This is a genomic window from Tepidibacter sp. Z1-5 (assembly GCF_037844525.1).
In the GTDB taxonomy this organism is placed as follows: Bacteria; Bacillota; Clostridia; order Peptostreptococcales; family Peptostreptococcaceae; genus Tepidibacter_A.
Genome location: NZ_JBBMMD010000036.1, coordinates 138,766 through 153,952 on the forward strand (window position 1 = coordinate 138,766; position 15,187 = coordinate 153,952).

5 protein-coding genes are annotated in these 15,187 nt (G+C 28.6%); all 5 read left to right on the top strand.

The features are described from left to right. Positions 1–10 precede the first annotated feature (10 nt). The 5 genes from WJW32_RS09215 to WJW32_RS09235 all read left to right on the top strand — a co-directional run bounded on the left by WJW32_RS09215 (position 11) and on the right by WJW32_RS09235 (position 15,161). Positions 11–2,452, top strand: a complete 2,442-nt coding sequence (locus WJW32_RS09215) for a sugar phosphate nucleotidyltransferase (RefSeq protein ID WP_340257596.1) — start codon at positions 11–13, stop codon at positions 2,450–2,452. A 173-nt stretch (positions 2,453–2,625) separates the two neighbouring features. Next, complete coding sequence (locus WJW32_RS09220; protein ID WP_340257598.1) at positions 2,626–11,139, top strand: GH36-type glycosyl hydrolase domain-containing protein; 8,514 nt, start codon at positions 2,626–2,628, stop codon at positions 11,137–11,139. A gap of 281 nt (positions 11,140–11,420) precedes the next feature. Continuing rightward, positions 11,421–12,443, top strand: coding sequence for a LacI family DNA-binding transcriptional regulator (locus WJW32_RS09225; RefSeq protein ID WP_340257600.1), 1,023 nt, complete (start codon positions 11,421–11,423; stop codon positions 12,441–12,443). Between the two features lie 93 nt (positions 12,444–12,536). Then, positions 12,537–13,205 (top strand): deoxyribose-phosphate aldolase, encoded by a 669-nt coding sequence (deoC, locus tag WJW32_RS09230; RefSeq protein ID WP_340257601.1) that lies wholly within the window; start codon positions 12,537–12,539, stop codon positions 13,203–13,205. Positions 13,206–13,544: 339 nt separating this feature from the next. Continuing rightward, a complete protein-coding gene (locus WJW32_RS09235; protein ID WP_340257603.1) occupies positions 13,545–15,161 on the top strand; it encodes an ABC-F family ATP-binding cassette domain-containing protein in 1,617 nt (538 codons plus the stop codon). Positions 15,162–15,187 lie beyond the last annotated feature (26 nt).

Genomic DNA, 15,187 nt, shown 5'->3' on the forward strand with positions numbered 1-15,187 from the left:
AGCAGTTATTATGGCTGGAGGTAAAGGAACTAGGTTAAGACCTCTTACGTGCGATATACCAAAACCTATGGTACCAATACTTAATAAACCAGTTATGGAGTATTCTATTGATCTATTAAGAAAGCATGGCATAAATGATATAGCTGTAACTATGGCGTATATGCCATCTATTATAATGGATTACTTTGAAACTGGAGATAGATGGAATGTAAATCTTGAATATTTTATAGAAGATACTCCTCTTGGAACGGGAGGAAGTGTTAAAAATGCACAAGAATTTTTAGATGATACATTTATAGTTATAAGTGGTGATGCGTTGACTGATCTTGATATAAGTGAAGCTATTGAGTATCATAGACAAAAAAAATCAAAGGCGACTATTGTATTGCGCAGAGAAGATGTACCATTAGAATATGGAGTTGTTATAACCGATGAATCTGGTAAAGTTATAAGATTTTTAGAAAAACCAAGTTGGTCTGAGGTATTTAGTGATACTGTAAATACTGGTATTTATATATTGGAACCAGAAGTTTTAGATTATTTCGATAAAGATGTCAACTTTGATTTTAGTAAGGATTTATTTCCTAAACTATTAGAAGATAAAATTCCTATGTACGGATATATTACACAAGATTATTGGAATGATATAGGGGATTTAAATTCCTATATGGAAACACATTTTAATATATTAGATAAAAAGGTTTGTGTAGATATTAATGCTAGAGAAATAGAAAAAGGAATATGGATAGAAGATGGAGTTGAAATTGGGAAAAATACTAAATTAGATTCTCCTGTTTATATAGCAAAAAATTCTAGCATTAAAGATAATGTACACATAAATCCATATTCAATTATTGGACCTAACTGTGATATAGGTAATCATAGTAGCTTAAAAAAGAGTATACTTTGGAAAAATTCTAAACTAGGAAGTAGCACTCATTGTACAGGGACAGTTGTATGCAATGATGTAGAATTAAAAAATAGAATAAATACATTTGAAAAATGTGCAATAGGTAAAGGTAGCCTATTATCCTGCGGAGTAAAGGTAAATCCTAATGCTAAGATATGGCCAGATAAAATAATTAAAGAAGATACAATAATAAGTCAAAATGTTGTATGGGGTACTAAAGTCGGAAAAAATATTTTTGGATATAAAGATGTATATGGACATATAAACACACAGATAAATCCCGAGTTTGCATCGAGACTTGGGTCTGCATATGCGTCTATAGTTAATAAAGATACATCTATTATTATTAGCTGTGATTGCTTTAATGCTTCACAAATAATTAAAAACTCATTAATATCGGGCATACTTTCAACTGGAGTTGGGGTTATAGATATTAAAAATACAAATGTTGCAATAAACAGATTTGCAATAAGACATTATAAAGCAAAAGGTGGTATACATGTTAGTATAAATCACTTGAAAAATGATGAAGTTCATATTGAATTCATGAACGAAACTGGAGCAAATATAGATAGAACTACAGAAATAAAAATAGAAAATTTATTTAACCGAGATGATTTTGAAAGATGTAATGCAAAAGACGTTAAGGATATAATCGAAGTTAATAATTTTTCATATTTCTATATAGATGAAAATATGAAAAATATAAATAATCTATATGATATAAAAACTATTAGACCTAAAATTTTGATAAGTTCCATATGCAGTGATGTTATGAATTTAGCTTATAAAATCTTAAAAAAAATAGGTTGTGATGTATCTTGTGATTATTCTATTAAAGGTTATGACGATATTAATTTATATTTAAGTAATATGGTTAAAAATGTAGTTGATAACAATTTAGATTTTGGAGTTGTTTTAAGTCAAAACGGAGAAAGTGTATTATTAATAGATGGAAAAGGAAGAATCATAAATAATGAAAAGTACAATATTTTAACAACTCTTATTCTATTAAAATTAAAAAAAGCTAAGAAAATAGTAATGCCTCATACTATGCCTATGATAATACAAGAACTAACACAAAAATACGATGTTGAAATAATTAAGACAAAGCATTCTCACTCTTGTTTTATGAATGCTATTTTGAGAGATGAAGAGATGTTTGACCAGTATTTATTCAATTTTGATGCTATTAGTGCTGTTTGTAAAATTATAGATTTTTTAGCTGAAAATAAAATTAGACTGAGTGATATAGTAGATGAAATCCCTGAATTTTATTTTATAAAAAAACAAATTGAGTGTGAGTGGGATGATAAAGGAAGAGTTATAAAAAATATAATAATGCAGAACAATAATAATGATATAGAACTATTTGAAGGTGTACGAATTAACAGTGATAAAGGATGGTGTCTAGTTTTACCAGATACAGAAAAAGCTTTATTTAATTTATACACTGAAGGTATTTGCCAAGAGTATGCTGAAGAACTTTCGATAGATTTGAGTTCGAAAATAGAGAAATTATTAGAAAATAAGAGGCTATAATGCCTTTTATTTTTTACAATAAATGGAGAATTAGATGACAACTCTTTTATCCGAAAGCTAAGAATTCTACAGCTTCTGGATAGGTTTACCCTCAGGGCACACGAAACTAGAAATTCAGAAGGAGTAAAAAATCCATCTGAACTAAGGTTCACTTTATAGGAGGAATTTAAGATATGAGTGGATACAATAAAAAAATAGACGGGTATGAAAATATCAGTATGGATAATATTTTGTTGAGTAATGAAGAACTCCAAAATCATTCTATGAATATAGCGAAAAAGCATATAGTGAGCGAAAAATATACAAGTTGTAGGTCTTTATTACCTAGATTGAATAATAATTATAATGTTATATCTAAATTATATAAGCATTTAAATGAAATAGATGAAGATAGAGAGAATTTATCGGGAGCTTCAAAATGGTTATTAGATAATTTTTATAAATTAGAGGAAGAAGTTAAGTTTGTAAGACAAGAGGTAGATAAGGATAGATTTTTAGAATTGAATATATTGGCAAATGGTATATTTGAAGGATTTCCAAGGGTGTATGATATATTATTTGAACTTGTATCTCATACAGATGCAAAATTAGATGAGGGTGTGATAATAGAGTTTGTAAAGTCATACCAAAAACATAGTATTCTTTCTATTGCAGAAATATGGTCATTATCTATTGTGATTAGATGCTGTATTGTTGAAAAAATAAGAAATATTTGTGAGCTTATTTATAAGGATAAATTAAAGTATGAAAATATAAAAGATCTGAATATGAATAATGAAGAAATGATTGATTTTATTAGAAAAGAAATTAATAAAGAAAATAAAATTGATTTCTTTTATGTTGAATATTTGATGAAAAAAATGAGAAGTGAAGCCTATGATTTAGGAATGATAAAGAGCTTTATAGAACAAAATTTGTCTGAATATAATATAACATTGGATGAAATAATAGAACTTCAACATAGGGAACAGGCTTATAGACAAATGGCAATGGGAAACTCTATAATGAGTTTAAATCAAATCTCTAAGCTAAATTGGATAAATGTATTTGAATCATTATCTGTAGTTGAAAAAATCTTACAGGATGATCCATGTGGTATATATAATAAAATGGATTTTGAGAGTAGAGATTATTATAGGAGTAAAATTGAAAAACTATCTAAAAAATACAATATACCTGAGTTTGAAATATCAAAAAAAGCTATTGAATTATCAAATCGTATTGATGATAAAAATAATAAGCTAAATCATGTTGGATACTACATAATTGGGAATGGAATAACAGAATTATTGTCATATTTTGGGTACAACAATATTCTGAATAAAAATAGTAAATATCCATATGTAATATATTTTTTGCCTATAGTAATAATAACGTTGATATTAACTTTGTTGATGACAATGTACTCTTATAAAATGTCAAATAATATATATATTAGTTTAGTGGTATTTATTTTTTCTTATATACCATCTAGTACTATTGCTATAAATTTAGTTAATTGGGTTGTAACTCATAATGTTGAACCAGATTTTTTACCAAAGCTAGAATATAGTGATGGTATAGATGATGATGCTTCAACTATGGTTGTAATACCCACGCTAGTTACAAGTGAAAAAGATGTTGATAAGCTTATAGACAAGCTAGAGGTCTATTATAATTCAAATAAAGAAGATAATATATACTTTTGTATAGCTGGAGATTTTAAAGATTCAGAGCAAGAACATACAGATAAAGATAATATTATAATAGAGAAAGCATTTGAAAAAATAAAAAAATTGAATGAAAAATATAAAAAAGGTGATATATTTTTTTATTTTCATAGACATAGACAATATTCAAAGCATCAAAATAGATGGATGGGTTGGGAGCGAAAAAGAGGTGCATTAGTTGAGTTAAATGAATTATTAAAAGGATCTGATGATACTTCTTATTCTATTATATCATCAGATATTTCTCATATAAAGAATAAGATTAAATATGTAATAACTATTGATGCTGACACAAATCTTATTATGGATAGTGCTAAAAAGTTAATAGGAACTATAACTCATCCTTTAAATAAAGCTGTTTTGAGTAAAACAAGAGATACTGTAGTAGAAGGTTATGGTATTATTCAACCTAGAATAGGTCTGGATATTGATAGCACAGGAAAAAGTATGTTTACGAAAATATTTGCAGGTCAAGGCGGTATAGACAGTTATACAACTGCTGTTTCTGATGTTTATCAAGATTTATTCTTTGAAGGTATTTTCACTGGAAAAGGTATATACGATTTAAATGTATTCGATGAGGTTCTAAAAAAATCTATCCCTGAAAATAGTGTTTTAAGTCATGATTTATTAGAGGGTTGTTATATAAGGACTGGGCTTGCAACAGATATAGAGCTTATAGATTCTTATCCGTCTAATTATAGTTCTTTTAGTATGAGGCTTCATAGATGGATAAGAGGTGATTGGCAGCTTGTAAGATGGTTATTTTCAAAAAATCCATTATCAGCTTTATCTAAGTGGAAGATAAAAGATAATTTAAGAAGAAGTTTAGATTGTGTTTCTACATTGATTTTAGTTATATTAGGTTTAACTATTTTTCCAGGTTATTGGTGGATTTGGGTAGGATTTTCAGTTTTTGCATTTGTACTTCCTATAATTTTAGAGTTTATAAACTGTATAGTATGTAAATATTATAAGAATATGAATACAAAGACAAATTCAGATTTGATATATGGTTGTAGAGGACTTTTATATCAAGCTGTAATTTTATTCGCTTTTTTACCATATCAGTCATATTTAATGTTAGATGCTATAAGTAGAAGTTTGTATAGGGTTTTTGTATCTAAGAAGAATTTATTAGAATGGACAACGGCTGCGGATGCAGAAAAGAAACTTAAAAATGATATGAACAGTTATGTAAAGAGAATGCAGGTGTCTATTTATGTATCTGTTATTACATTTGCCCTTGTATATGTGTTAAACCCTGCTAATATTGTATATGCTCTTTTCATATGTTTGCTATGGATTATATCGCCTGTTATAGCTTATAAAATAAGTCAGCAAATTGAAAGAGATAAGAAAATTGATGTTGATAAAGAAGATAGATTATTGATTAGAAAAATAGCTAGAAAAACTTGGTTATATTATGAAGATTTTGCAGGAAAAGATCAAAATTATCTTCCGGCTGATAATTTCCAGGAAAATCCTCATAATGGAGTTGCTAAAAGAACATCACCTACTAATATAGGATTTTTATTAATGTCGATAATGTCTGCAAGAGATTTGGGATATATATCTACTACAACTATGTTGAGTAAAATAAATAACACATTAGAAACTATTCAGAAGCTAGAAAAGTATGAAGGGCATTTATTTAACTGGTATGATAATAAAAATCTGAATGTTTTATTGCCAAGATATGTGTCAACTGTAGATAGTGGTAATTTTGTAGGATACTTAATGACTTTAAAGCAAGGATTGTTAGAATACATTAGTAAACCTATAGTAGATAGATCTATTTTAGAGGGAATCAGAGATAGTATAATGGTTTGTGATTGTGAATATACAGATATAGATTCTATTATTGAAAAAGAAAATTTATGTATTAATGATTTTGAAAAATTATTTGTAGATTTAATTTCAAATGAACATCTTTATAATCATGCAAACTTAAATATATGTGACTTCATCAAAAGTATTATATGTGATATTAATTTATTTTTATTAGATGATTATCATAAGAAATATCTAAATAATATTGGAGATTTAAATAAATTAGTAGATGAAGTAGACATAAATACGGATATATTAACACTTAGACAAATTTATAAAGATATATTAAAAGAAATAGATGAGATGAAAATTCATAATGAGAATGTTAGCTCTTTGGAAAATGAAGAGTTGATAAAAATAAAAGAGGCTGTATCTAATTTAATAAATAATATAGACAAATTTGAAGATAAGATAATAAGTTTAACTAAAATTATAGATGATATTGTAGATAATACAGATTTTACTAAGCTGTACGATAAAGAAAAAGATTTATTCTCAATTGGATATGATATAGATTCAAATAAGCTTACAAATTCATATTATGATCTTTTAGCATCTGAGGCAAGGCTTACAAGTTATATTGCTATTGCAAAAAAACAGATTCCTCAAAAGCACTGGTTTAAACTAGGTAGATCTTTATCTATGGTTGATGGATACAGAAGTTTGGTTTCTTGGACTGGGACTATGTTTGAATATTTTATGCCTCCTCTTATAATGAAAAATTACACTAATTCACTTTTAGATGAGACGTATAATACTGTAATTAGAGCACAAAAAAAATATGGGACTAAGAGAGATGTGCCATGGGGTACTTCTGAGTCCGGTTATTATAAGTTTGATATGGATTTGAATTATCAATATAAGGCTTTTGGAGTTCCGGATTTAGGTCTTAAAAGAGGTCTTTCAAAAGATATGGTTATATCTCCATATTCTACTGTATTAGCTTTATTATTTGATGAAAATGATTGCTTTAAAAATATAAAAAGGCTTATTGCTATGGGCATGGAAGGAAAATATGGATTATATGAGGCTATAGATTTTACAAATGATAGGGTCACATTGGATAAAGAAAGTTCTATAGTAGAAAGCTTTATGGCACATCATCAGGGTATGAGCTTTGTAACTATTAATAATTATTTGAATTTTAATGTAATGCAAAAGAGATTTCATGCAGATCCAGCTGTAAAAGGAGCAGAAATACTACTTCAAGAGAAGATACCTGTAAGAAGTATTATAACTAAAGAATATAAGGAGCAGATAAAGCCTTTAGAAAAATATAAAAATATTACTCCTAACGTGACTAGAGAATATGATGGTGTTAATTATGGAATTCCTAGATGTCATATTTTATCAAATGGAAAATATTTGAGTATGATTAATGATTGTGGAGGAGGATATATTAAAAAGAATAGATTACAGGTTAGTAGGTGGAGAGAAGATTTGGTAACAGGTAATTATGGGTTATATGTATTTGTGAAGAATTTAAATAATAACGATATTTTTTCAACCACTTATAAGCCTATAGATACTAAACCAGATTATTATAAAGTAAAGTTTCATCAAGATAAGGCTGAATTTATCAGAAAAGATAATAATATAATAACCAACACACAAATTGTAGTATCTACAGAGGATGATGCTGAGATAAGAAAAGTTACTATTACTAACAATTCTAATGAATCTGTAATGATTGAGCTAACTAGTTATTTAGAAACTGTTCTTATAGATCAGGCTGCTGATATTGCTCATCCAGCGTTTACTAATTTATTTATAAGAACAAAGCCAGTTTTAGAATATGAGAGTATAATATGTTCAAGAAGACCTAGAAGTGAAGGGGAGCAAAAAGTCTGGATGGCTCATACTATTTCCACTAAGTCTGATAGTATAGGGAACTTAGAGTATGAAACTAATAGAGATAACTTCATAGGAAGAGGTAATAATATTAAAAATCCAAAAGCTTTAAATCAACCATTAACTAATACTTGTGGAGCTGTATTAGATCCAATAATGAGTTTGAGGAAAAAGGTAAATATAAATGCGGGTTGTAGCGTAGAGGTATTTTTTACGACTTCTATTGCTGATAATATGGATAATATATTAAGTTTAGTTAAAAAATATCATGATACATCTTGTATGGATAGAATATTTGAATTAGCAAATATTAGAAGTCAAGTGGAAAGTTCGTATTTAAATTTTGATGAGGAAGAAGTAACAACTTATCAAGATATGATATCTCATATATTATATTTAAGTCCTAGTAAAAGAAGGTATCAAGATATAATAAAGAATAATATAAAGGCTCAACATTCGCTTTGGGGTTATGGAATATCTGGTGATATACCTATAGTTCTTGTTAGTATAAAAAATAAAGAAGAAATAGATATTGTAAAACAAGTTTTAAATGCCCATGAGTATTTTAGAATGAAGGGATTAGTTGTTGATATTTTGATTTTGAATGAGGATGAGAGTAACTATTTGCAACCACTTAAGGATATTATAATTGAAACAGTTAGATCAAAATATGGATATGATTTAATAGACAAACCTGGAGGTATATTTATAAGAAATGCAAATACTATTCCAAAAGAAGATCAAATTCTTTTTTACTCTGCTGCAAGAATAGTGCTAAAATCTGAATGTGAATCTATTAATTCTCAATTAGATTATGAAGAATGTGATTATGAGATAAAAGAAAAAATATTTAATGAAGATAATACGGAATATGAGAGTTTAGATGAACCATTAGATCTTGATTATTTCAATGGATACGGAGGATTTGCTAAGGATAAAAAAGAGTATGTTATAAGAATAAAGGAAGATATTAGAACTCCTCTACCTTGGATAAATGTAATATCTAATAAAAACTTTGGATTCCAAGTATCTGAGAATGGCTCAGGGTACACATGGTCTAAAAATAGTAGAGAAAATAAGTTGACTCTTTGGTCAAATGATCCTGTAATAGATCCAAGTTCAGAGGCTATATATATAAGAGATGATTACAGTGGTCGTATATGGACTACAACACCTCTTCCTATAAGAGAGAAGGAAAGCTATACAGTACATCATGGCCATGGATATTCAAAATTTGTTCATGATAGCAATGGGATACACCAAGAACTGGTTATGTTTGTTCCAACTGATGAATCTATCAAAATTAGTATGATTAAGCTTAAAAACAAATCAAATTCTAAAAGAAAATTAACTCTTACAAATTATATAAGACCTGTAATGGGCGTTAGTGATCAGACTATGCAAAAGTATGTAATAACAGATATGAATGGTGATATAATGATTATTAAAAATCCTTATAATCCAGATTATTCATCTAGAATTAGTTATATGGCGTGTTCTGAAACGGTTAATTCCTATACAGGTGATAGATTAGAGTTTATGGGATTCAATGGAGAATTGAAAAATCCAGCTAGTTTAAAAAGAGAAACTTTATCAAATACTGTAGGAGCTGGATTTGATCCATGTGCTTGTATACAAACGTGTATTGAGCTTGACATTAATGAGGAGAAAGAAATTGTATTCTTATTAGGTCAAGATAGTGACATTCAAAATATACAATATGTGGTAGATGAATATACGAATGTAGATAAAGCTAAAAATGCATTAAATGATTCAATTGAAATGTGGGATGAGGTATTAGGAAAAATTCAAGTTAAGACTCCCGATATGTCTATGGATTTGATGTTAAATAACTGGCTTTCTTATCAAAACATATGTTGTAGAATATGGGCAAGGTCAGCTTTTTATCAATCTGGAGGTGCTTATGGATTTAGAGATCAACTTCAAGATTCTATGAATGCACTAAATTTAATTCCGGATCAAACTAGAGAACAAATACTACTTCACTGTGCACATCAGTTTGTTGAAGGTGATGTACAGCACTGGTGGCATCCTGGACCTAATGATGATAAGGGTATAAGAACTAAGTTTTCTGATGATTTACTTTGGCTACCTTATGCAACGATTGAGTATATAAAAAATACTGGAGATTATTCTATATTAAAAGAGGAAGTTCATTTTTTAGAAGAGGATGAATTAAAAGAAGAAGATGAAAGATATGGTGTACCTAAAGTATCTGAGGAAAAAGCATCTGTATACAATCATTGCATAAGAAGTATTGAGAGATCACTAAAGTTTGGAGAACATGGTATACCTCTTATGGGTTCTGGAGATTGGAATGACGGTATGAGTACTGTTGGAAATAAGGGAAAAGGCGAGAGTGTATGGCTTGGATGGTTTTTATACACTATTTTGGGTGATTTTTCGAAAATATGTGAGAAAATGAATGATCTGGATATTCAAAAAAAATACAATGACTATGCTGAAAAGATATTAAATTCAATAGAAGAAAATGCATGGGATGGTAAATGGTATAAAAGAGCTTATTTTGATAATGGAACTCCTCTAGGGTCTATAGAAAATTCGGAATGTATTATAGACTCATTAGCACAATCGTGGGCTGTTATATCAAATGGTGCTGATGAGTCTCGAAAAGAGGAAGCCATGGAATCTCTAAATAAGTATTTGATAAAAGAAAATGAAGGAATGATTCTTTTGTTCACACCTCCTTTTGATGAAGGTAATATGAATCCTGGATACATAAAGGGATACGTACCTGGAGTTAGAGAAAATGGAGGCCAATATACACATGCAGCAACATGGGTTATAAAAGCATATGCTATGATGGGAAAAGGAGATAAGGCGTGGAAACTTTACAATAGTATAAATCCTATAAATCACACTAGAACTAGAAAAGAATGTTTAAAATATAAGGTAGAACCATATGTTATGGCCGCTGATGTATACTCTACTAATTCTCATATAGGTAGAGGGGGATGGACTTGGTATACTGGAACAGCAGGATGGATGTACAAAGTTGGTATTGAGGATATTTTAGGATTGAAAAAATATGGTGATGAAATAGAAATAGATCCTTGCATACCTAAGGATTGGGAAGCGTATTTCATAGAATATAAACATGGTAAATCTAAATACAATATATCGATTAAAAATCATGATAAAGTAAATAACAATGTAAAATATATGATTGTTGATGGAAATAGAAATAACTCAAATAAACTAAAACTTATAGATGATAATAAAGAACATAATGTTGAGGTTATCTTAGGTTAATACAAAATTTAATTCAGGTGAATTATAAAAATTTCACCTGAATTAAATTATTTATATGTGAACAAAAGTAGCAATTATATTTAAGCAATAAATCATGTTAGGGCTTGAGAGACATAAGTCATGGTAGAGCATGAAGTGAATCTTTTATACATCATAAACAATATTAAAAATAATTTAATGTATTTGTATTGAAGTATTAATAAAAAAAATGTATAATTTAGATGGAATCGGTAACATACTTATCTTATAAGAATTCTTGAGTTTTTTGGGGGCGAGTCAAAATGGCTATAACTATAAAGGATATTGCAAAAAAAGCACAAGTATCTCGAACTACAGTATCAAGAGTATTAAATGACTCTGGATACGTGAAAGAAGAAACGAGAAAAAAAGTGATGGATGTAATTAAAGAATTAAACTATACACCTAGTGCAATCGCGAGAAGTTTATCTACAAGTAAAACAAATACTATAGGTATTATAGTTCCAGAAATAAACAATCCTTTCTTTGGAGAAATCATAAAAGGGATAAGTCAAATAGCAGACGAAAATAATTTGAATATAATACTTTGTAATACTGATGATAAACGAGATAAGGAACTTAAGGCACTTAAACTATTAAAAGAACAGCGAATAGAAGGAATAATAATAACTCCAACATATGCAGAAGATCATTTTAGTAGTGAATATTTAAATACTTTAGAGGATATAGGTATTCCTATTATATTACTTGATGGATATGTCAAATACTCAGAATTCAGTGGTATATTCATAGATCATATAAAAGGAGCTTATGATGCTACTAGTGCATTAATAAATGCTGGACATCAAAAAATAGCTATAATTAATGGTAAACAAAATTATACAATAACTAAAGATAGATTTAAAGGCTATGAAAAGGCTTTGAATGAAAACAATATACTTGTTGAAGATAAATATGTATTTTATGGAGACTTTGATTATGAAAGTTCATATGAGATTACAAAGCAAATATTAAACATGAAAGATAAACCAAGTGCTATATTTGTAACTAGTAATATGATGATTTTGGGAACTATAAAAGCATTATATGAACAAAATATAAATATTCCAAAAGAGATGGCTATAATAGGATTTGATAAATTGGAGCTAGTAAACATCTTAGGCATGAATATAAGTTCTGTAAATGGACCTACTATTGAAATGGGAAAAGCAGGAATGAAAATGCTTATAGATAAATTAAATAGTGTGTCTCCAGAAGACGAAATAAAAAGAAGGATAATAGTTCCGCAGCTTGTCCTAAAGGGATCAGAGAAGTTTGTACCATAATAATTTAAATGATATATAAAGTTGATTAACACAACCTACTAGAAATATTGTGTTTTTATAGGTTGGAATATAAATTAAAAAGGAGAGGTTAAAATGGAATTATCAAAGTACATAGACCATACTGTCTTAAAAGCTCAAACAACAGAGGATGACGTGAAAAAAGTTTGTAAAGAAGCAAAAGAATATGGATTTTTTTCAGTATGTATAAACCCATCGTATATAGAGTTTTCAAAAGAGCAATTAAAGGGATCAGATGTTAAAGTTTGTACAGTTATAGGATTTCCTTTAGGAGCAAATACTTCAGAAGTTAAGGCATTTGAAACTATAGATGCAATCAAAAAAGGTGCTGATGAAGTTGATATGGTTATAAATATAGGAGCTCTTAAAGATAAAAAATATGATTATGTTCAAAATGATATAAAAGCAGTTGTAGATGCAGCTGATGGAAAAGCTTTAGTAAAAGTTATAATCGAGACTTGTTATTTAACTGATGAAGAAAAGAAAATAGCTTGTGAACTTGCAAAAAAAGCAGGAACTGATTATGTTAAGACTTCTACTGGATTTGGAACAGGTGGATCAACACCACAAGACATAAAACTTATGAGAGAGACTGTTGGAGCTAATATAGGTGTTAAGGCTTCTGGAGGAGTGAGAAGCACAGAAGATGCAAAAGCTGTAATAGATGCTGGAGCATCGAGAATTGGAGCAAGTGCATCTATTAGTATAGTTACAGGAAATAAAGACTCAAATAGTGGATATTAATATATAATAAAAAGGTATAATTTCTAAATTGTGAAATTATACCTTTTTATTATAAGTGAAATCATGTTATGATTTGTTTGTTACATAAGCAAATGAGGCTGTAGTAGTATATTAAATTATAAGTTGATACTAACGATTTTGTAAATGTATCTAAAAATGTAAAACTTAGAAAAAATATGGCTGGAAAATGGGCTAAAGATGTAATATGTAAACCTAATATATAAAAAGTTTCATTTTATACAAGTAAATACTCAAAAACTATTGAAAATACACTATTAAAAATGTAGAATATATAAAGTACATTTATAAAGATGATGAAATATGAAATGGAGGAAAACAATGTTACAGGCTACTGGAATAGGATTAAGATATGGAGATAAACAATTATTTAAAGATGTTAACATAAAATTTAATAAAGGAAATTGCTATGGAGTAATAGGTGCTAATGGAGCTGGAAAATCTACATTTTTAAAGGTATTATCTGGAGAGGTAGAAGCGAATGAAGGAGATATATCTATAACTTCTGGAGAAAGATTATCTGTATTAAGACAAGATCATTTCCAATATGATGAAGAAGTTGTAATAAATACAGTTATTATGGGACACAAAAGATTACATCAAATAATTAAGGAAAAAGATGAATTATATGCAAAAACTGACTTTACAGATGAAGACGGAATAAAAGCTGCTGAACTTGAAGGTGAATTTGCTGAATTAAATGGATGGGAAGCAGAAACAGAAGCAGAAATGATTTTGATGGGTCTAGGAATACTTAAGGATTTACATTATAAGCAAATGAAGGAGTTATCAGGTGCTGAAAAAGTTAAAGTATTATTGGCTCAGGCTTTATTTGGAAAACCGGATATACTTCTTATGGATGAGCCTACTAACCACTTGGATTTTAAATCAATTAACTGGTTAGAAAACTTTATTATGGATTTAGAAGACACTGCTGTAATAGTAGTATCGCATGATAGACATTTCCTAAATAAAGTATGTACTCATATGGCAGATGTGGACTTTGGAAAAATACAAATGTATGTTGGAAATTACGATTTCTGGTATGAATCTAGTCAATTGTTATTACAAATGGCTAAAGATCAAAATAAAAAGACGGAAGAAAAGGCTAAGCAATTAAAAGACTTTATTGCAAGATTTAGTTCAAATGCATCTAAGGCAAAACAAGCTACATCTAGAAAAAAACAATTAGACAAACTTACAATAGAAGATATTCAACCATCTAGAAGAAGATACCCTTTTGTTGGATTTAGCCCTGAAAGAGAAGTTGGAAATGAATTGTTGACAGTAGAAGGAATATCTAAGACTATAGATGGTGTTAAGGTTTTAGATAATATAAGTTTTAGATTGGAAAAAGACGATAAAGTCATATTCCTAGGAGATGAAATAGCTAAGACGGCATTGTTTGATATATTAATGGGAGTTTTAGAACCTGACGAAGGAAGCTTCAAATGGGGAGTTACAACATCTCAAGACTATTTACCTAAAAATCATAATGATTACTTTGATGGCATTGAAATGTCATTAGTTGACTGGTTAAGACAATATTCAGAAGAAAAAGCTGAAAGTTTTATAAGAGGATTTTTAGGAAGAATGCTTTTCTCTGGAGAAGAAGCGCTTAAAAATGCAAATGTATTATCTGGAGGAGAAAAAGTTAGATGTATGTTATCTAAGCTTATGTTATCTAATGCAAATATATTAGTTTTAGATGAGCCTACAAATCATCTTGACCTTGAATCGATAACATCTGTGAATAAAGGATTAATTAATTTTACTGGAAGTATACTATTTACATCTCATGACCATCAGTTTATAGAAACTATAGCTAATAGAATAATAGAAATAACTCCAAATGGACTAATGGATAGAAGTATGAAATTTGATGAGTATTTAGAAAATAAAGATATACAATCCAAATTAAAAGAAATGTACAAATAAGAAGATGCTTATGCATCTTCTTTTTG